This is a genomic window from Streptomyces sp. NBC_01451, from assembly GCF_036227485.1.
Classification (GTDB): domain Bacteria; phylum Actinomycetota; class Actinomycetes; order Streptomycetales; family Streptomycetaceae; genus Streptomyces.
This window is the reverse complement of the sequence record NZ_CP109479.1, coordinates 312513-332628: the sequence shown is the minus strand read 5'-3', so window position 1 is coordinate 332628 and position 20116 is coordinate 312513. Positions and strand designations below refer to the sequence as shown.

The following is a 20116-nucleotide window of genomic DNA, read 5'->3' as shown; positions in this document are numbered from 1 at the left end:
GGCAGTGGTGAGGTGATTCCTGTCCGGGCTGTTCACGAGCTACGCTAGAACCTGACGTTGACGTCAGAGGCAAGGAATGTGATCCAGGTCATGGAGGGGGCGTCGATGCGCATCGGTGAGCTGGCCTCAAGGGTGGGCGTGAGCGTGCGGGCACTGCGCTACTACGAAGAGCAGGACCTGCTGGCCTCGGCGCGCAGCCCCAGCGGCCAGCGGCAGTACCCGGACAGCGCGGTCGACCGCGTCCAGCTGATTCAGCAGCTGTACTCCGCAGGGCTGCCGAGCAGGGCGATCCTGGAACTGCTGCCGTGCGTCGAGACCGGTGACGTGACCCCCGCGCTGCTCGACCGGCTGTCGGCCGAGCGGGACCGCATCGATACGCAGGTCAGCACCCTGGTGAAAACCCGGGACCGGCTCGACGCCATCATCACCACAGCCTCCACAGCCAGGAGCGCGGGCCGGCCCTGCCCTCGTTGAGCAGCGCGCCTTCCCCAGGCGTGCGACAGTGCTTGTCCGCCCGACGCAGACGGACGCCCGTCAGCAGGCGTCACGTGAGTCTCTTGGTGGTGGGCCGTCCGTCCCAGCGGTAGAGCGGGGTCGCGCGGCGGATGAGCATGCGGAGCGTGACGATTGTGGCGGACAGGCAGAGGTAGACGTCCACAGCGCACTGGCGCTTATCGGTGCAGCGGCGGAGCTTGCCGAAGCCGTTCATCCATGCGTGGCTCCGCTCCACGACCCACCTCTTGCCGGCCTGGATCGGTGCCGGCACGCCCTTGCGGGCGATCTCGCCGGTGAAGCCCAGTTCCTCGAGCGCGGCTCGGGTCTTGTCACTGTCGTAGCCCCGGTCCAAGTTGACGTTGACCTGCTCGGGAAACACACCGATCTGCTTCTTCGCGGCCTCCAGGGTGGGCACGAGCAGCGGGGAGTCATGACGGTTGGCCCCGGCCGAGACGAGACCGATCGGGACGCCGCGGGCTTCGGTGGCCACTGAGCGCTTCAGGCCCTGCTTGCCCCGGTCGACCGGGGAGCGTCCGGCTCTCTCGCCGCCGCAGGGAGCCTTGGTGATGCACCCGTCGACGGACAGCTCATGGAGTTGGAGGCCGATCATGCGGTCGTACGCCTGCACGGCCAGCCCGTGGACCTGCTCGGCCATGCCCAGCTGTGACCAGTACTTGACGCGGCGTCGGATGGTGCGGTCGGAGCACTGGCGGTCGGCGATCCGTTCGTATCCGGAGCCGTGCACCAGGGCGGCGATGACGCGCTCGAAGACAATCCGGTCCGGGATGCGCGGGTTGTGGCAGCCGAGCGGATGGGTATCGACGCGGATGGGTATCGACATGCTCGGGCAGCAGCGCTGCGAACTGGTCCCACAGGGGTTCGAGCAGGCATGGTGGCAGGACAGGCACGAGCCCTCCGGTGATCACTGAGCGTCAAGAACTCCATGATCACCCAGGCTCGTGCCTGTCCTGCCTTCGGGTCGTCACACGGCCATTCGCCACACCTACCGCCGGGCTCTCTAAGCACGACGGCCCCTGCCCCCGGGGCTTGACCAGTACGGGCCGTCCTTCCGACCCCCGTGGCGGGAGGACGGCTCCGTACCTTTCCGGTGGCCGCCCGGTCAGTACAGCTTGTTGACGGCCGTGGTCGTGGTCTTCTTGAAGGCGGCTACGGGCGCGTTGTCGAAGTCGCCCATCTGTCCCCACTGAACGACGGTGACGGTCTTGTCGTCCCGTCCGACGGACAGCAGGGTGATGTCGGTGGCGCCCCAGGATGTCTCGGTGTGCAGGCCGCGGACGCGGGCGCCCTCCTCGACCGGCAGGGTGCCGTAGTCCCGGCCCTCGGCCTTGATGTCGGGCGAGGACTTCTCGATGCGGTCGGCGCAGGTGCGGATCAGGTCGTCGTAGTGCTTCGCCAGGGCCTTGGCCAGAGCGGGTGAGCCCGTCACGACGGTCAACTGTACGGCGCTGGTCTCCAGGTCGGTCCGGAACTCCCGGTGCCGGTAGTCGTAGTCGAGCACACCTTCCGTGCTCACGCAGGAGCCGAGTGCCTCCGGGAACCCCTCAGTGACCGGCCCGGCGGTCCAGGACGACGTTGGGTGCGGCGGCAGCTGGGACGCCGACAGGAACGTCGGAGTGGCGGCCTTCGGCGCTGCGCCTGCGGCCGGTGCCGTCAGGACGGTGCCCGCCGCGAGGGTGGCGACGGCGAGTGCGGTCAGAGCGCTCGTTCGGATGCGCATGGACATGGTGTTCCCCCGTGGATGAGTGATGAGTGCGTGGACATGGATGCCCCGGCGAGGCCGGCTGGTCGGTCCGGGCCTGGTCGGTGCGGCACCAAGTGCATCGGCGGTCACAGCGGCCGACGACCGAGGTGCCTGGAGGCAAATGGTAGGGCGACTTCACGTCGGCCCACATCTGTAAAGAGTCGGATTGACGGGCCCTGGAAGTCCTGGGGTTTCGGCAGGCCGTTGGTGTCACCGGTGGCGCCGATGCAACGTTCTGGACATCTGCAGGTCCCGGGGAGGGGCGCTTGTAGACTGTCAATCCCCTCGCAGTGTGGAGACGATCTATGCGGCCAGTCCCTCGGCGAGGGTGGCTCGGTGCTCGCGTTCGTAGTCGATCGGGCTCATGAATCCGCATACGCTGTGTAGTCGCCTGGTGTTGTAGAAGTCGGTGATCCAGGTGGCGATCCTGATCCGGGCCTCGGTGCGGGTGGCGAAGGTGTGCCGGTGGACGTACTCGACCTTGAGCACGCTGCTGAACGCCTCGCTCACGGCGTTGATGCCCCTATGGATGTCAAGCGGCATCTCGGGCTGGTTCCGTGCGCTCTCCCACGGTGGCCTTGGGGACGATGATTCGGTAGATCTCTCGTGCGACGTAGCGTTTGAGGCAGCGGATGATCTCACGGCGGGACTTGCCCTCGGCGAGGCGTCGGCGCATGTACTCCTGGGTGCGGCTTTCCCAGCGCAGGCGACTGAGGATGATCCGGAAGAGGGCGGCGTTGGCCTGGCGGTCACCGCCTCGGTTGAGCCGGCGGCGCTGGGTCTTGCCGGAGGATGCCTCGACGGGGCTGGTGCCGCACAAGGCGGCGAAGGATGCTTCGTTGCCGAGGCGTTCAGGGTTGTCCCCGGCAGCGATGAGCAGGGTCGCGGCGCTGTCCGGGCCGACGCCGTTCACCTCGAGCAGTCCAGGAGTGCTCGCCGTGATCGCTTCGGTTATCCGCCCGGTGAGCTCGGTGATCTCCTCGGTCAGGCTCTGGATGCGGCGGGCCAGCAGTCTCAAGGTGTGCCGCGCGGCCCCTGCCGGCCCAAAGACCTCCGACCCCGTGAGGGCGGCGCACTGCTGGAACAGCTTCGGGTTGCTCAGCCCGGCCAGGGACTCGCGAAGTTCCGCGTCCGCGCAGACCAGGACGCTCTTGAGCTGGTTGATGGCCTGGGTACGGGACTTGATCGCGGACCCTTTGGCCAGTTTGAACAGCCGCAGCATCTCCACCGGGCCGTCGCTCGTCTTCGCTGTGGCCGTGGCCCGGCCGGACAGCACGGCGCGAGCGGCGGCTTCGGCATCGATGGCGTCGGTCTTGCCGTGGCGCCGTCGGGCGGCCCTGTCGGGCTGGTTGACCTCGGTCACCTCGATGCCTTCGGTGCGCAGGTGCCGTGTCAGAGCGGCTCCGTAGGAGCCGGTGCACTCGATGCCGGCGCGCCGCAGCATGCCGAACGAGCGGGCCCAGGAAACGAGTTGGCGATAGCCCTCAGCAGTCGCGGGGAAGGTGCGGCCGTCCAAAGTGGCGCCGAGCGTGGTGATGACGGCCGCGGCGTGTACGTCCTTGTGGGTGTCGACGCCGAGCAGGACTTCCCCGGCGGCGTCGGCCGGGATGTGACACGGGGCAGCGGACTGCGTGATGCTGGGCAAGGTCGCCTGTCTCCTGATCGCCTTGGGTGCGGGTGGCCGTCGCCGGGCCGGGGCGGTCAAGACTGTGACGGTGCCTGTCGCGAAGGCCCCTATCGGGACACGTCCCCTGCCCGGCGGCAGCGAGTACCGCTCCAAGCAGTGGCCGACAGATCAACGCAAAGGCAACAACGCCAGTCGAAACACGGGTCAGGCCACCGCCCGAAGCGGCACCTGATCATCCTCACAGTCGAAACAAGATCCGACTCTGCCCATGGAGTGGGTCACTCCCGGTCGCCGGCAGGCTCGGCGAAAGCGCCGCGAGCAGTACTCGGCGAGTTCAACCAGTCGTTGCGACACCGGTTGGCCGCGGCCATGTTGAGTGAGGCCACCACCAGCTCGGCGTCGTGACGGACGCCCATCGCGTAGCCGAGCAGCCGCCGTGAGAACAGATCGATGACGGTGGCGAGGTAGAGCTTGCCTTCGCCGGTGTCGATCCCGGTCATGTCGCCCGCCCAGACAAGGTCCGGTTCCTCGGCGGTGAAGTCCCGGCGCACGAAGTCCGGGGCCGTCGCCCGCTGCCCGGGCCGGGTCAGGCCCCGGCGCCTTCGGATCTTCCGTCCGGCCAGGTCGAGTTCGGCCATGAGCTCGGCGACGGTGTTCACCGACACCCGCCAGCCCCGGCGGATCAGCTCGATGAACACCTTGGGCGAGCCGTAGGTGCCGCCCGAGCCGCGGAAGATCTCCTCGATCTCCTCCGCCAGACGCTGCCGGCGCATCTCCCGCGCCGTGGGCGGGCGGTCGCGCCACTTGTAGAACCACGACTCCGACACCCCAAGTGCCCGACATGCGGTGCGGTACGGAATCTTCTGCTCGGCCTGGCAGCTGCTGATCACCCCGACCGCCACGGCCGGGTCCGCGTCAGCTACTTCACCCACAAGGCCACGAATCGCTTGCGCACATCACGCCATCGCCAGCTCGCGGATGCGCTTGTCCTTCTCCCTGGCCTCGGCCCGCAGCCGCTCCAGCTCCGCGCGCTCACTCTTCCGCAGCCGACCACCGGGCGACGCCTCGGCCACCCGCCGGTCCGACGACGGTGACCCGTCACGCCTCGCCCGCGACACCCAGCTGTGCAGTGTCCCGGAACGGATGCCCAGATCCACGGCCACCTCCGGGATCGACTTCCCGGTCTCCATCACGATCCGTACCGCCCCCTCGCGGAACGCCGCATCGCAGAGGCGCTTCTTGGATGCCATGACCCCAACTATCCCTCCGTTCACGGTCTCCACAGTAGGAGGGGAACCTCAGTCAGGCTCTACCCACCCAACAAGGTGACAAGGCTTTGACGCAGACCGTGGTGCTGGAACTTTCGGTGCCTCAGCCGGACGACGGGGAGAGGAGTGACGGGGATCAGCGTGCCAATAGCATCCCGACTACGAGCCAGAGCCGAAGACCGTACAGACCCCGGCATGGCGTACGTGAGGGCGTGCTGTGCGGACTGGTCGGCACCGGGGGAGTGATCACCTCGGCCAGGGTGGTACTCGCCGCGGCCTTCGCCGTCCTCGGGGTGATCCCGCTGGCCTTCCTGGTGCAGATGGCCTTCATCGTCGCCTTCGGGGTGCTGCTCGACACGCTGCTCGTACGCTCCCTGCTGGTGCCCGCCCTGGTCCGCGACCTCGGCGCCGTCGCCTGGTGGCCGGGCGCCAAGGCGTTCCCGGACGGACTGACGGGTCAGCGGGAACCGATGCCGCCCAGCTCCTCACCCGTGTTCAGCCGCGCTCGTACGACGACACGCGGCTCCTGGGACGCGGGCACCGCGAGTGTCCGCGCCCCCTTGACGGCGGACACGTCCCCGCTCACCGAGAGCCGGACCACGGCACGGCTGCCCGCGGCCAGCACGAACCAGCGGTTCTTCGGTGAACGCCAGCCCCGGGCGGCCACGACGTGCTGGCCGAACCGGCTGCACGCGGCGGTCGCCTGCGCCCGGGCGACCGCGCGGGCCGGTGCGCCGGCCGCGTCCCGGCTCGTCCGGAACGACACGGTCACCTCCCCCGACCCCCGCCAGCCGTCCGCGCGGGCACAGCTCCACACGGCGCGCCCGCCACCGTCGGGCAGCTCCTGCTCGGCGAAGTCCCAGACATTGACGGCCCGTACACCGGTGCTCCCCGGCGATTCCAGGGAACACGCCTGGTGGGCCCAGGCCAGCAGCGCCGCCGTACCGGTGGCCTCCCGGGGCTGCCGGGCGGGAGGCGTCCCGCGCCCGGGCAGCGGGGTGTAGGTCAGATGAACCGGGGACAGGTCTCCCAGCCCGGCGAGCAGGAAGGCGTGCCGCTCGGCGATCCGCGCGGAGGACCGCAGTTGCAGCACCGGACGGCTGCCGCAGCGGTCCGCCGCCGGAACGACCGGCACCGGATCGGTGACACCGTCCGCCGTCACGTGCAGCGGCCGGCCGAGCACCTCGGGCCGCGTCAGGTCCCGGGTCTGCGCCTCGGCGACCCAAGGCGCCAGGACATAGCGCGCGTGGCCGTCATCGGCGCCCAGCGTGACGGCCGCGGCCGTCGTCACGTCCGCGTCGTCGACCCGGGCGAGATTCAGCTCTGGTGCCCGCCCCGAGGAACCGGGTTCGCTGTAGCGGGCGAGGCGCCGGCCGTCGTACAGCAGCACCACGGCACGGCCGTCGACCTCGCCCGCGTACAGCAACTGCGGCGCGGACACCGGCGGGTTCGCGGTCGTGGCGGCGGCGAGGACGACCCGGGTCCCGGCGGACCTGTGCGTCCACGACGCCAGGGCGCGGCCCAGCAGGGCTTCGTCACGTACCCGGGGACCCCGGGCCGGCCACGCGGTGAAGTCGACGCGCGAGGTGTTGTCCCACAGCCCGGCCGGCGCCCGCACCAGGTCCGCCGCGGGCCCGGCGCCCCCGGCCGCCACCGGCGCGGACCGGTCCGCCGGGGGAGCCGCGCCACCGGCGGCGGTCGCCACGAGCACCCCCGAGGTCACCACGGCGACGGCCGCGACCCCCAGGCCCAGCCGGGCCCGCCTCCGGCGGCCCACCAGATCGGTGGGGCCCGCCTGGAGGGCACAGGCATCGAACTCCTGCGCCACCAGCAGCGTGGCGGCCGACTCCCCGAGACCCGTCTCCACCGTCCGCGCGGCACGCACTGCGGCAGCCGGGTCGGCGACACCGGCGTCCTTGAGCAGGTCGTGCACGACGGCATCGGGCAGCGCGTGCGCCACGCACAGGACGAACGCGGCGCGCCCGGCGGCCGACACCCCCGACAGCCGCTGCGCCAAGGCGAGTTCCGCAGCCCCGCCTGAACGCGGGAACAGTCGCAGCCCCACGACGAAGGGGAGCCGGGGCCACAGACGCGGACGGCGTCCGTGCGCCAGAGCGCCCTGCAACACCGCCACGCACAACGACCGTTCGACCGGGCCGGTCCGCGCGCCGGGCAGGGCGCCCTGCACCAAGGAGTGCGCCAGCAGCACCCGGCGATGTCGGCCGAGCGACGCGGGAAGAACGAGATGGGCCAGACGTACGAGGTCCCCGTACTGCTCCAGGAGGACCGACTCGGCGTCCAGTACGCGGAGCCCGGCGTCCTTGGTGCGGAGCCGGAACGGGCGAAGGTGCATGAGGAGGATCCTTTCCGGGTGGGGTGTGACCTTCCGTTGCGTCAAACGAGTGAATCCGGCCCGGGTCACCGGTCGGCGCCGCCCGGAGTGTTGGGGCACCGTCGCGCGGGCGACGGCGCCTGAACCCGGGTGGTGGTGGAGAACGCGTCGTTGTCGCCGAACCCGGCAAGGACGCGCGCCCCTCGGCGGACACGCCTCCATGGGCGACCACCCGGTGCAGTCGGGGCGAGCGACAGCCCCGGACCGTCAACGACAGGGGCAACAAGCGATATCGGCCCCAGAGGCCACGAACGCGGTTCGGGCTCCGATCGAAAGGGCATCTCGCACATCACGGACAACTCGTACTGGATCTGCACGGCACGTTGGTACCGAACCAGGCCGGTAACAGGAACCCGGGACACTGCGACTCTCCGCATGGATGCCGATGTCGTCCGATGCGGGCACCTGAGGTGTGTTTTCCTCGCCACCGGTTCGGGTCCGCTGTTGACGGGCGTACACGCACCCGAGTCGTCCGTCCACCAGGAGCGATGCGGAGTCGGCGGTTGTACGCGATGCCATGCGAGTCCCGGCGAACAGCCGGGGAGCCGTCAGCGGGCCCCTGCCGGCCAGCAGGACATGGCGGCCCGTCTCGCCACCCCAACAGGACGGGCCCAGTTCCGTCAACGCAGTGCCCCCTGGCTGACCGTGGTCGCCGCAGGCGCCCCCGAGGGTGCGCAGCTGTCCTTCGGCGAACTGCTCTCCCGGTACTCCGGTGACGAGCCGCAGGGCCGCCCGGTCGCGACGGGGCCGGACGCTCCGCTGGTCCTGTTGTTCACCTCGGGCACCACCGGCACCCCCCAGGGCGTGCCGGTTCCCGTCCGGGCGCTGGCGTCGTTCCAGGCGTATCTGGAGTTCGGCCTCGACGTGCGCGAGGACGACGTGTTCTGGAACGCCGCCGACCCGGGCTGGGCGTACGGCCTCTACTACGCGATCCTCGGTCCGCTGGCGGCCGGACGCCGCAGCCTGCTGCTGCACGCCGGCTTCGGCCCGGGCCTGACCTGGCAGGTCATGGCGGCGTTCGGTGTCACCAACTTCGCGGCCGCGCCGACGGTCTACCGCAGCCTGCGGGCCGCTCCCGACCCGGTCCCGGACGGGGTACGGCTGCGGCGGGCCTCCTCCGCCGGGGAGCCGCTCACCCCCGAGGTCGTCGCCTGGTCGGAACAGGCCCTCGGCGTGCCCGTGCGCGACCACTACGGGCAGACCCAACACGGCATGGTCGTCGCGCCTGCCTGGGCCGACGCCGTCCGAACGCCGGTGCCGCCCGGTTCGATGGGCCGGCCACTGCCCGGCTGGTCCGCCGAGGTGCTGTACGAGGAGCGGGACGTGTCGACGATCGCGAAAATACGCGATCGTCCACACGCAGCCTTTGTCCGGGCGGTTCTGCAAGAGGATGTCCAGCACCATGCCGTCCTGGTCGACGGCCCGCCGCAGGCACGCACACCGCACGCACGTCTGCACACCAACAAGCCCCCCTCCAAGTGTCAGGCGGGGGAGTCCGGCGGGGCGGTGTGGACGTCCTTCCTCGACCTGCCGAGCTTCGTCAGCACCCGGGCCACGTGTTTCTCGACGGTGCGCGGGGACAGGAACAGGGTCTCGGCGATGTCCTGGTTGGTGGCGCCGCCCGCCAGCAGCTCCGCGACCTCCAGTTCCCGGGGCGACAGTTCGCTCCCGTAGCCGCGCCGGCCACGGCGCCCCACCGCCGCCACGCCGATTTCACGCAGGCGGTGTTGGCAGCGCGCGGCGTCACCGGTCGCGCCCAGATCGGTGTAGGTGCGCAGGGCCTCGGCCAGGTGTCCGGCCGCGTCCTCCGGTTCGGCGCACGTCAGCGCGTCGCCCCGGTGTTCCGCGGCCTTGGCCACCTCGTAGGGGCGGCCGATCTCCTGCCACCTCCGCTGCGACTCGGCGAAGTGCTCGGCGGCTTTCACCCGCTCGGGGGTTGCGGTCGGTCCGGTGGCGCGGAGAAGCAGCAGCCCCTGGGCCAGGTCCAGTTCTGCCAGGGCAGCCGGCGCGTCCCGGTCGCGGACACCCGACTCGGCGTCCGTCACGAGACGTTCGGCCGCCCCGTGGTGCCCGCAGGCTAACGCAGCCTCGACCGCGACGGGAAGCAGGCCGAAGGTCCGCGTCCAGGAACCGAGTCCACGCAACGTCGACAACGCCGGTTCGGCAGTCGCCCAGGCCGCCTGCGGGTCGCGCTGGACGAGCCGGACAGCCGTGAGGGCTGCGGCGATCCACATTCTGACGTCCACCGAGTACACGGTGCTTCCCCGCTCGGCGGCGGCGACGAAGTGTTCGAGGGCCCGGGAGCACCGGCCCTGGGCGAGGGCACGGTGTCCCTGGTACAGCAGTCGGTCGACGTCGGCCTGTCTCATGTCGGGGTGGGCACGTTTCAGGGCGGCGTACTCGGCGTCCAGGCCGGCCCAGCGGCAGACCAACCGGTCGACGCGCAGCTCCTGGGCGTGGACGAGACCCTCGAACGGCCGACCGTCCGCGCCGCCTGCCAGGTCCCTCATCTCGACCAGGAGGGCGCGGGCCCGCCGGTCGTGGCCCAGCTGGATGGCCAGCTCGGTGAGGTTGTACAGCGCGAAAACGGTCTGGCTCAGTACCACGCCGTCGCCGCGCCGCGGCAGCCGGTCCACCAACGGCCAGACGGCGGGATCGCCGTCTCTGACCATCAGCAGCAGCCGGGTGATCCGGACCGCCATCCGGCTCGTCTCGTCGGCGCCGTCCGCCACGACCCGTTCGGCCCGGCCGAGCCATGTCCACCCCTGCGTGGCGGCGCCGTCGAGGTCGTTCAGGGCCAGCGCGATCATCGCCTTCACCGCCTTGTGCGGGAGGGTGGCCAGCTCGTCAACGGCGTGTTCGAGCTCGCGGAAGCCGGCGGCGTCGCGGTCGATGTTGAGCATGGTCATACCGAGTCCCAGACGGATCTCGCCCCGGGTGGCCGCAGGCAGCAGCGAATCGGCCAGTACGGCGCGCAGCTCGCGGACGGTCGCCGCGTAGTCGACGCCGTAGTTGACGATACGGGCGAGCGTGAGCGCGGCCCGGGAACGTCGCTCGGTGTCCGCTCCAGACCGGGCCAGGATCTGGTGCAGGAGCGTGCTCGCGGTGCCGGTGTCGCCCAGCGCGACGGCCTGTTCAGCGGCCTGCTCGGTGCGATCGAGCCAGCCCTGCCGGTCGCCGGCGGCGAGCGTGTGGTGCGCGATCTGCACCAGCGGCAGCGGGTCGTGCGTCTGGAGTTCGTCGATGGCACGCCGGTGCAGGCGGACCCGGCGCGGCCCGAGGATCTGCCGGTAGGCGACCTGCTGGGCCAGCACGTGGCGGAAGGCGTACTGGCCGGTGTCGGTCTCGCGCAGCACCGCTGCCCGCAGCGCCTCTGTCAGAGCTCCGGCGGCCGTGTCGCCGTCCAGTCCCGCGACCTCGGCGAGCAGCGCCTCGGAGGCGGGCACTCCCAGTACGGCCGCCGCGTCCACGACCGCCGTCCCGGCCTGTGACAGCGATGTCAGACGCTCGGTGACCGCTTCCCGCAGACTGCCCGGCACCTCGGTCCGCTCCAGTTCCCCGACGTCCGGGCGCGCCTGGTCCCGTAGCGTGATCAGGTCTTCCTCGGCGACCAGCGGCAGGCCCTCACTGCGGCCATGGAGCGCCGCGCACAGCTCGGGCGTGGCCTGGGCGCCGAGCGCGGCACCGGCCAGTTCGGCCACGTCGGTCCTGGTCAGCGGCGACAGCCGGATCACCGTGCCGCTGGCGCAGGGTGGCGGGCGGTAGGCAGCGCCCAAGGCCGCGGCCCCTGGCGGCAGGTCCTCGGCCCGGTAGGTGACCACCAGCGCGAACTGGTCGGGCAGGTCGCGGGCGAGCAGCAGCAGCAGTTCGCGGGTGGCGTCGTCGACCCAGTGCAGGTCCTCGACGACCAGGACCACCCGCCCGACCGCGTCGACCACGGAGCGGACGGCCTGGATCATCTGGTGGCGCGCTGCGCCCGGGCCCTGCGGCTTTGCCGGCGCCGGCGGTAGGCGGTCGGCCAGGTCCGGGAGCAGCGGGGCCAGGGCGCCGGCGGTCGGCGGCAGGGCGGCGTCCGGCAGCCACGGACCGATCTTGCCGAGCGCGTCGATCACCGGCCCGTACGGCAGGGGCTCACGCAGCGGGTGGCAGAAGCCTGTCATCACCCGCCACCCTTCCGACTTCAGGATCGTGGTGGCTTCGCGTACCAGCCGGGACTTGCCCATGCCGGCGTCGCCCTCGACCATCACCACGGCCGGTGGCTGCCGGATAGCGGCGAGCAGCAGGTCGAGTTCGTGGCGGCGACCGACGAACACGAAGCCCCGGCCAAGCCCCTGAGATCCCTGCTGAATCGCCACACCACCACCGTCCTTCACGGGACGCCCCTATCCGGTCACCCGCAGTGGCCGCCGGGGCGGCCAGCGTCATCGGCCCTACCCATCCTAGGACGGCCGCCTACCCATTCGGTGCGTCCCCCATTGTTCCGGCCTGCCCTTCACCTGCATTTTCGATGCCATCCACACAGGTGGAAAGCGCGATAACGCGTGAGGACGATCTCGCACTCCAACCGGCGCGTGCAGTGGCACGGCCGCAACCACTCCCCGACACGGAGAGCTCATGTTCAATCGAGCAGAAACGCTTCTGCCCATGCGGCGGATGCGCTACCGGATATCAGCACTCGCGGCGCTCCTCGCCGCCGTCGCGATCATCCTGACCCAGGCCGTCGTCTCGACCAGCCCGGCGCACGCGGCAGGGTGGAGCAACTGCCCGAGCGGCTTCGGCAACTCCTCCTCGTGTTCCAACGTTTCCAACAACGACACCGTCAGCGAACGGCAGTTGCCGACCCAGGTGTACCGCGGGGACTCGCGGGCGCCGTACGAGATCTTCAACAACGGCTTCACGGCGGTCGGCGGCGACTACAACATCCGGCGCCACGTGCAAGGCGGCAACAGCGCCAGTAGCGGCTACATCTCCACGAGCGCGTCACTGTCGGAGTCGGAAGTCTTCGCCCGCAGCCAGGGTGGCCGCAATCTCGACTCGGCGGCGGCGCAGCCCGCGTGCCGGCTCGGCCGCCCGATCGCGCAGTGGTCTCCCATTCCGGGGCTGGGTTTGTGGCGGACCAATAACTGCGCCAACGGCTGGGTGGAGGCGGACACCTACGTGTACGTCATCGATTCCACGATGGCGCGAAACGCCCTGTACATCCCCGACCAGGTGCGCGGAGACGCCGCGCTGTCTCGCTACGCGAGCCAGCAGGAGTGGGCGTACATCCACCGCATCCCGAACACCGCGGTCATCGGTGTGCGCGTGTACCGCATGAGGGCGCGTCTCAACAACGGCAGGATCGACTTCAGGACTCAGTCGTTCTCGTACGACCGCTTCATGGGCAATCCCGCCCATGTCCAGGCGCAGATCACCTACGACCCGGGCTCCGACCCGAGCGCCCAATTCGGCAGGAACACCGACCTCGGCACGCCCGGGATCGCGGCGAACCCGTATACCCGCGGCTGCGAAGCGATCAACCGGTGCAGGGACGGTAACAATGGCTGAAACCGGCTCGACTCTCGACACAACCGGCCACGCGGACGCCGCCGTGATCGCCCTCCCCTCGGACCCAAGGAAGACCATGTCGGAAAACGCATCGCCGGCGCCGCACCGCACGCGCTCCGTGCTGCGGGAGCGGCCGGGCTCCGCCCTGCTCGCCCTCCTGTCGCTTCTGCTGGCGAGCGGGTCACTGCTGCCGACCGCGCCCGCACACGCTGACACCGCCACCGCCCCCAGGCGCCGACTGGGAGGAGGTTCAGGAACTCGCGGGCTACAACGGCGGCCTGACCGCGTTCGAGGACCCGAACAACGGCCCGACGATCATCTTCCCGTCCGACTACACCGGTGACATCCACAACCTGAAACACCCGAGCGACTGGACCGACTCCAACGGCAACACCCCGACCAGTTGGCCCACCCCCGCGACCGCCAAAAGCGCCAAGTTCACGCAGGACCAGGTCAACAGCGTGCAGAACGCGGTCGCCACCGCCATCCAGCCCAACGGCGACACCACCTACTCCCTGGCCGTCACCTACGACGGCACGAGCGACCGGGTGATCACGCAGACCGACGCCCCCTCGTCCATCACCGACCCGCTGGCCGCCCAGTACCCCGACCAGGTCGTCATCCAGGGCCCGTCCGCGAACACCCCGCCCGCCACGTGCGCGCCGCAGACCTCGCTCACGTCCAACCGCGGCGCGACCACGGCGAGCGACCAGTTGCAGGCCATGGCCGACTACAACTGCGCCCTGTCCGCCTTCCAGGACCCGAACAGCGGCCCGACGATCATCTTCCCGTCCGACTACACCGGTGACATCAACAACCTGCAGATCCCGCAGCACTGGATCGACTCCAACGGCGACACCTCGACCAGTTGGCCCACCCCGGCCACCACCCGCAGCGCCAAGTTCACCGCCGCGCAGGTCCAGAAGGTCATCGCCGCCGCCGTCGCGCAGATCGAGCCGGACGGCTCGAAGTTCTACTACGCCGCCGCCCACTACGACGGGATGAGCGACCGGATCGTGGTGAACACCGACGCCCCCTCCTCGGTCACCGACCCACTGGTGGCCGCCTACCCCGACCAGGTCACCATCGCCGGCCAGACGGCCCCGGCGATGCAGATCGTCAACAAGAAAAGCAACCTCGACCTGGGGATCGACGGCGCCTCCACCGAGTACAACGCTGGGGTCATGCAGCAGACCGCGGACGCCACCGCCAACCAGCAGTGGCGGCTGATCTCCGCCGGCAACGGCCAGTACAAGCTCAAGAACGTCAACAGCGGCCTGCTGCTCGGCATCGCCGGCGGCTCCGGCGATGCGGGCGCCCCCGCCGTGCAATGGGACGACAACGGCCACGACGACCACCTGTGGAAGGTGATCGACGCCGACGGCGGCTACGTCAAGCTGGTCAACGTGCGCAGCGGGCTCCCGTTGGACGTCTCCGGAGCCTCGACCGACTCCGGAGCGAGCACGCTCCAGAACACCGACAACGGGGCCGATTCCGAGCTCTGGCAGCTGACTCCGATCAGCTGACGAGTGGCGGTCGCCGCCGCGGGCATTGCCCGGGCGGACGGCGAACCGGCCCGGGTCGCGCGCACCTGTCGTGCGCAACCCGGGCCGGTTCATGTGTCGCGCTCCGCTCCCTCGTTGTCGATCATCGGCCGTTCAAGTCGCCGCCGATCGAGTACCGCGAGAGACTGAGATGCAGGGCCGAATGTTTGTCCGCGGCCCTCAGCTTGGACTCTGGTCCGAAAATGAGAGATGAGCCCAGTTCAGCGAGGTAGCGGCTGGCGTGTGTTCATGCGGCTTGGATGGGGTCGAAGCGGACGGTGAAGCCGAGTGCGCTGGCCTGTCGGGTGATGCGGTGCATGGTGCGTTCGGGGTCGCGGCGGGTGAAGTAGTCGGCTCCCAGGTCGTGGTAGTCGGTCTTGTCGTGCAGGATGTGCCAGATCGCGATGGCGAGCTTGTGCATGACCGCGACCAGGGCCCGTAGGCTGCCGCGGCGCGAAGCGACGCGCCGGTAGTACGTGCTGAGATAGGTTTCCTTGTTACGGTTCACGGCCATTGCGGCGACGCCGAGTATGCGCTTGAGGCTGCTGTTGCCCGACCGGGTACGGCCGGACTTGTTGACGCCGGCGGATTCGTTCATTCCTGGGCAGACCCCGATCCAGGAGGCGAGGTGTCCGGCGGTGGTGAACTGGGCCATGTCGCCGCCGGTCTCGGCGATGATGATCTAGGCGGCGGCGCGGCCGATACCGGGGATGGTGTCGAGGCGGTCCACGTCCTGGTCCCTGCTCAGACGGGCCAGGAGCGCGGCGATGCGGGCGTCGACATACTCGACCACCGCGGTCAGGTGGTCGAGCTCGTCGAGGTAGTGGCGGCACATAAAGGCGTGGTGCTCGGTGAAGGTGCCCTCCAGTGCCTCGATCAGGGCCGGGATCTTGCTGCGGGCCCGGCGCACGGCGAGGTCGGCCAGCGTCCCCGGGTCACGCTCCCCTGGACCAAGGCGTTGATGATGGCCCGTCCGGTGGCCCCGGTGATGTCGCTGATCACTGAGGACAGCTTCAGCCCGGTGTCCTCTAGTTCCTTCTCCAGCCGCTGGGCCTCCCGGCCCCGGGCCGTGATCACCGCGGTGCGACACCGCGTCAGATCACGCAGCTCGCGAATCTCGCGCCGGGGCACGAGCGAGCCCATCACCATCCCCGACGCGCCGGCCCGGGCCAGGAAGGACGCGTCGCTGGAGTCGCTCTTGCGGCCCCGGATGCCCTTGAGGCGGGCGGGGTTGACCAACATCAGGTTCAGCTGCGGCTGCAGCGTGTAGTAGAGGTGCCGCCAGTAGCCCGAGGCGGCCTCCAGGACCACCACCTCCCCCCGGAGCTCGAGCAGCCACGCCAGCAGCTGCCGGATCTCGGCCGCGGTGGTCTCGAACCGCTGCGTCTCCAGCGACCGGGTCCCCGCCCGGGGTGCGCACGCAAGCCACCAGGAACCGCTTGCCCAGGTCCAGCCTCGCCGCCCGTAGATAGATGACTTCATCCTTCACGTCCTGCCTGGCCACCGCGGTATCCCTCCCACGTGTACCGATCGGACGGGTGCCCGGAGGGATCCGGGAAGTCGCTGAGTCTGACACGCGCGCTCCGGGCCGAAGCCGTGGCGCAAACCGAAGTCCGCTAGCAGATCCCCATCGCCATCCTGTCGGTCGAACTCACCGGCATCAAAGAGTCATCGGCTTACCGGGCACCCGACCTCATTTTCCCTCCACCGAGGAGGCCGGCCGGTACATGACCGGAGGGCTGTCCGGCCTGACGGCCGGACAGCCCCTCACCAAGATCTTCATCGACCTTCTAGTAGGACTCCGTTAGGTCTTTCTGTCGGTGGTGTTCAGCGGCATGGTGGGTGTGTGGACGCACATGAAGTGAACCGTGCTCGGGCGAAGTTGGCGTTGTTCGTGGCTGATGTGTTCTCTTCGGTGCCGCGGAAGGACCAGCGGGCCAAGGGTGACTGTTATCTGCGGGGACTGATGGTGGACGGCCGCCGCAAGTCCATCCAGGCCATGGCTGCGCGGCTGCCGGACGGCAACGAGCAGAACCTGCAGCAGTTCGTGAACCAGTCGACCTGGGATCCGGTGCCGGTGCGGCGGCGGATCGCGCAGCGGATAGTGCCGCTGATCGGCCCGGATGCCTGGGCCATCGACGACGTGTCGTTTCCCAAGGACGGGAAGATGTCGGTCGCCGTGGCCCATCAGTACTGCGGGGCCCTGGGCAAACAGGCGAACTGTCAGGTGGCGGTCAGCGTGCACGCGGTCACCGATACCGCCTCCGTCCCGCTTCAGTGGCGGCTGTTCCTGCCGAAGGAGTGGGACAGCGATACCGAACGCCGGCGTCGCTGCCAGGTGCCCGATGAGGTCGGGCACCGGGAGAAGTGGCGCCTGGCCCTGGACACCCTCGATGAGCTGGCCGGGTGGGGTCTGGTGCCGCCGGTGGTGGTGGCCGACGCCGGCTACGGGCAGAACGCCGACTTCCGCGACGGCCTGGACAGCCGGGGCATCGGATATGTCGTGGCAGTCCGTTCGGATGTCACCGTCCACTGCTGCGACGCCGAGCCGGTCACGCCGCCGTGGTCGGGCAACGGCCGCAAGCCGCAGCCCCGCTACCGGGACAAGCCGTCCTCCGTGTCCGTTCTGGCCGCTGGTCACGGGCGCGAGGCGTTCACCGAGGTGACCTGGCGGGAAGGCTCCCGCGGACCGATGCGCTCACGCTTCCTGGCACTGCGGGTGCGGCCGGCCGGAGTCAGGGCCCGCCGTCTGGCCCAGGCCGCCGCCACCGCGCAGGAGGGCTCGTGGGACGGTGTCCTGCCCGAGGTCACGCTGCTGGCCGAATGGCCCGAAGACGCCGAAGCACCCACCGACTACTGGCTGTCGAACCTGCCCGCCGGCACCCCGGTGGCCGAACTGGTCCGCCTCGCCAAGATCCGCTGGCGCATCGAGCACGACTACCGGGAACTCAAGCACGGCCTCGGCCTGGACCACTTCGAAGGACGTTCCTGGGCAGGGTGGCACCACCACGTCACCCTGGTCACCGCCGCCCACGCCTTCCTCACCGAACAGCGCCTGGCCCCAAAAGCCGATACAGCGGACTCACCCTCTACCAGATCCTCGACACCATCCAGGACCTGCTGAACTGCTGGACCGGCACCTGCACCACCTGCCACCGCCCCCTGCCCAGAACCTCCGCCACCAGCCCAAACCCAAGAGCCAGAGCAACCTAACGGAGTCCTACTAGGCGTCTGCGAGGAGGGGGTCGTACGGGGTGCCCGTGCGGCGGCCCGCCATGAAGGAGAGGAAGTCGCCCACGAAGGCGCTGCGGCCGTAGGCGCCGTGGGTGGTGGTGAGGTCGCGGTGGAAGGCGGTGCGGAAGAGGGTTCGGTATTCGTCCGCGTCGATAGTCCCGTTGCCGTCCTTGTCGGTGGCGTCGAAGAGGACCTCGGCAACGCGGATGAGCGCGGGTCCGGCGAGGGAGGGGACGGCGGCGGCGTACTCGTCGGCGCTGACGCGGCCGTCGCCGTCCGTGTCGAGGGCGGCCTGGAGCTCGCGCCACCAGGCGGCGAAGGCGTCGTAGAGCCGGGTCTCCTCGGGTTCGTCCAGGTCGAGGCGGGTGGAGAGTTCGCGTGCCATGGCGGCGAGGTCGGGCCAGTCGAGGTGGCCGTCGCCGGTCTGGTCCAGCACTCGGCGGAAGAAGTCGTCCGCCGAGCGTCGGTTGTCTTCTGTGCCCGCCGTAGGTGCCGGGTCGGGGTTGGTGTCGCCGCTCAGCGGTGTGAGGAGGCGGAGCAGGGCCGATGCCCGCTTCATGCGGGCGCGCAGGGCGGTTACGGTGCGGGCGCGGGGGTCGTCGCTGTCGGGTGAGAGGGAGAGGGCTTCGATGATGCTTTCGGCGTTGATCCAGCCTTCGGGCAGGAATCGGGCGAGTCCGGCGGCGAGGTAGGCGCCTTGCATGAGGGTTGGGGCGCCGGGCATCTCGGGTAGGCCGGCCCGGCGCCGGTAGGGCTCGGGGAGCGAGGCGACGGTGATCGCGCCGAGGAGCGGACCGACCACGGCGCGGCCGGCCGCCCACAGGGTCGGCGCGCCGTCGAGCAGCGCAGGGGCGGGCAGGTGGTCGAAGAGCCGGTAGAGGATGACGCGGGCCGCCTCGGTGTTCTCCAGCTCGTTTTCGACGACCCGGTCGAAGTATCGCCAGAAGTCGTTCAGGTCCTCGGGGAGTTCTGCGGCGTCGCCGTCGAGCGCGGCGAGGAACGCACGGTACTCGGCGTACATCCGCTCCATCGTGTCCTGGTCGAGCGGCTGGCCACTCAGCCGGCACATGGTGACGCCGCTCTCGAAGAGGGTGGCGACCACCCAGGCGCGGGTCGCGCGGTCCATCGCGTCGTAGGCGCGGCCGCGGGAGTCGGAGCCGCTCATGCGGGCGTGCAGCCGGTTGAGCCGGGCGGCCTCCCGTTCCCGTTCCGCCGGGTCGGTGCCGAACATGCGCCGCATGCTGAGGAAGGTGTTGCGCAGCCGACGCCAGGGGTGGGCGACGAAGGTGGAGTTGTCGGCTAGGGCGGCGCCGATCTGCGGGTGAGCGGCCTCCAGCACGGTGGCGCGGATCATGGCCAGCGCCCAGCGCGGGTCGTCGAAGAAGGCGCTGAACTGCGATTCCGGGCCGAACAAGGATGCCTCGTCGGCCCTTCCCGTGGTTTCCGTGGTCATGATGGGTCTCCGTTCGTCCGGGCGGGCACGCCGCCGAAGCGGCGGTCGCGGCGCCGGTAGGTGTGCAGGCAGGCGAGGAAGTCGGGAGCCCGGAAGTCCGGCCAGAGCACCTCGGGGAAGACCCACTCGGCGTAGGCGACCTGCCAGAGCATGAAGTTGGAGATGCGCTGCTCACCGGAGGTGCGGATGACCAGATCCACATCGGGGGTGTCGGGGAAAGGCAGGTGGCCCGCGAAAAGCTGCTCGGTAACCTCGTCGGCGGGCGTCCCGCTGCGGATCAGCGACCTTGCGGCCTCGACGATGTCCTGGCGCCCGCCGTGGTCGAAGGCGACGGTCAGCGTCATCCCCCGGTTGCCGGCGGTCAGTACCGCCAAGTCGTCGAAGTCCTGGGCCAGTTCACGGGGGATGCGCGGGTCGGTGACCCCGAGGAATCGGCAGCGGATGCCGCGCGCGAGCAGCAGCGGCGCGTGCTTGCGCACAACCCGTCGCACCAGGCGCATCAGGAATTCGACCTCGGTGCCAGGGCGGTTCCAGTTCTCGGTGGAGAAGGCGTACAGGCTGAGCCACTCCACGCCGACGGCCCGGGCCGCCTCGATGACGTCGATGACGGTGGTCTCCGCGGCCCGGTGACCCGCCGTACGGGGAAGTGAACGCCGCTGCGCCCAACGGCCGTTGCCGTCCATCACGCAGGCCACGTGCCGCGGCCCCGCACGCGCCGCCCCCTCGTCCCGCCGATGCCCGCCTGGTCCGCCGTCGCGCTGTCGCCCGCCCGGCGGGTCCTCCGTTACCGCGCG

16 protein-coding genes and 3 pseudogenes are annotated in these 20116 nt (G+C 70.2%); 6 read left to right on the top strand and 13 right to left on the bottom strand.

What is annotated here, in order from left to right:
* The first annotated feature begins 105 nt into the window (after window positions 1-105).
* Window positions 106-474 carry a MerR family transcriptional regulator gene (locus OG595_RS01450; RefSeq protein WP_099946741.1) on the top strand — a complete coding sequence of 123 codons (369 nt, stop codon included), beginning with the start codon at window positions 106-108 and terminating at the stop codon, window positions 472-474.
* A gap of 70 nt (window positions 475-544) precedes the next feature.
* Here the strand turns inward: OG595_RS01450 and OG595_RS01445 are convergent.
* The 6 genes and pseudogenes from OG595_RS01445 to OG595_RS01420 all read right to left on the bottom strand — a co-directional run bounded on the left by OG595_RS01445 (window position 545) and on the right by OG595_RS01420 (window position 5134).
* Window positions 545-1403: pseudogene (locus OG595_RS01445) on the bottom strand (IS5 family transposase).
* 212 nt (window positions 1404-1615) lie between these two features.
* Entirely contained in the window at window positions 1616-2239 is a 624-nt protein-coding gene (locus OG595_RS01440) for a hypothetical protein (RefSeq protein WP_329266951.1), read from the bottom strand.
* Window positions 2240-2560: 321 nt separating this feature from the next.
* Entirely contained in the window at window positions 2561-2800 is a 240-nt protein-coding gene (locus OG595_RS01435; protein WP_329266949.1) for an IS3 family transposase, read from the bottom strand.
* Complete coding sequence (locus OG595_RS01430; protein WP_329266947.1) at window positions 2790-3902, bottom strand: IS110 family transposase; 1113 nt, start codon at window positions 3900-3902, stop codon at window positions 2790-2792. Before OG595_RS01430 ends, OG595_RS01435 begins: the two co-directional genes overlap by 11 nt.
* Window positions 3903-4162: 260 nt before the next feature.
* A complete protein-coding gene (locus OG595_RS01425) occupies window positions 4163-4816 on the bottom strand; it encodes an IS3 family transposase (protein ID WP_329266945.1) in 654 nt (217 codons plus the stop codon).
* Between the two features lie 24 nt (window positions 4817-4840).
* Window positions 4841-5134, bottom strand: coding sequence for a transposase (locus tag OG595_RS01420; RefSeq protein ID WP_329266943.1), 294 nt, complete (start codon window positions 5132-5134; stop codon window positions 4841-4843).
* Window positions 5135-5343: 209 nt separating this feature from the next.
* Here OG595_RS01420 and OG595_RS01415 point away from each other — a divergent pair.
* A pseudogene (locus OG595_RS01415) lies at window positions 5344-5583 on the top strand (MMPL family transporter); the annotation flags it as partial.
* Between the two features lie 26 nt (window positions 5584-5609).
* Here OG595_RS01415 and OG595_RS01410 read toward each other — a convergent pair.
* Entirely contained in the window at window positions 5610-7505 is a 1896-nt protein-coding gene (locus tag OG595_RS01410) for a hypothetical protein (RefSeq protein ID WP_329266941.1), read from the bottom strand.
* Window positions 7506-7919: 414 nt separating this feature from the next.
* Here OG595_RS01410 and OG595_RS01405 point away from each other — a divergent pair.
* Window positions 7920-8849, top strand: a pseudogene (locus tag OG595_RS01405) (AMP-binding protein); the annotation flags it as partial.
* A 176-nt stretch (window positions 8850-9025) separates the two neighbouring features.
* On the opposite strand, the gene OG595_RS01400 reads toward OG595_RS01405, so the two are convergent.
* Entirely contained in the window at window positions 9026-11899 is a 2874-nt protein-coding gene (locus OG595_RS01400; protein WP_329266939.1) for a helix-turn-helix transcriptional regulator, read from the bottom strand.
* Between the two features lie 289 nt (window positions 11900-12188).
* Between OG595_RS01400 and OG595_RS01395 the strand changes: the two genes are divergently transcribed.
* The gene (locus OG595_RS01395; protein ID WP_329266937.1) at window positions 12189-13091 is read left to right on the top strand and encodes a hypothetical protein; all 903 of its coding nucleotides are present in this window, start codon (window positions 12189-12191) and stop codon (window positions 13089-13091) included.
* A gap of 461 nt (window positions 13092-13552) precedes the next feature.
* Window positions 13553-14617 (top strand): RICIN domain-containing protein, encoded by a 1065-nt coding sequence (locus OG595_RS01390; protein ID WP_329266936.1) that lies wholly within the window; start codon window positions 13553-13555, stop codon window positions 14615-14617.
* Window positions 14618-14882: 265 nt separating this feature from the next.
* On the opposite strand, the gene OG595_RS45265 is transcribed toward OG595_RS01390, so the two are convergent.
* From OG595_RS45265 to OG595_RS45255, 3 genes are read right to left on the bottom strand one after another with little or no spacing between them, the layout of a single operon-like run.
* Entirely contained in the window at window positions 14883-15311 is a 429-nt protein-coding gene (locus tag OG595_RS45265; RefSeq protein WP_443073317.1) for a transposase, read from the bottom strand.
* A 6-nt stretch (window positions 15312-15317) separates the two neighbouring features.
* A complete protein-coding gene (locus tag OG595_RS45260) occupies window positions 15318-15545 on the bottom strand; it encodes a hypothetical protein (RefSeq protein WP_443072939.1) in 228 nt (75 codons plus the stop codon).
* Complete coding sequence (locus tag OG595_RS45255) at window positions 15512-16117, bottom strand: IS110 family transposase (RefSeq protein ID WP_443072938.1); 606 nt, start codon at window positions 16115-16117, stop codon at window positions 15512-15514. The genes OG595_RS45260 and OG595_RS45255 overlap by 34 nt, the downstream gene beginning before the upstream one ends.
* Window positions 16118-16481: 364 nt before the next feature.
* Between OG595_RS45255 and OG595_RS01380 the strand changes: the two genes are divergently transcribed.
* Window positions 16482-17759: an IS701 family transposase gene (locus OG595_RS01380; protein ID WP_329266935.1), complete on the top strand. Its 1278-nt coding sequence runs from the start codon at window positions 16482-16484 to the stop codon at window positions 17757-17759.
* A 99-nt stretch (window positions 17760-17858) separates the two neighbouring features.
* Here OG595_RS01380 and OG595_RS01375 read toward each other — a convergent pair whose 3' ends face one another.
* Window positions 17859-19322 (bottom strand): oxygenase MpaB family protein, encoded by a 1464-nt coding sequence (locus OG595_RS01375; RefSeq protein ID WP_329266934.1) that lies wholly within the window; start codon window positions 19320-19322, stop codon window positions 17859-17861.
* Complete coding sequence (gene uppS, locus OG595_RS01370) at window positions 19319-20005, bottom strand: polyprenyl diphosphate synthase (protein ID WP_329282561.1); 687 nt, start codon at window positions 20003-20005, stop codon at window positions 19319-19321. Before uppS ends, OG595_RS01375 begins: the two co-directional genes overlap by 4 nt.
* Window positions 20006-20116 lie beyond the last annotated feature (111 nt).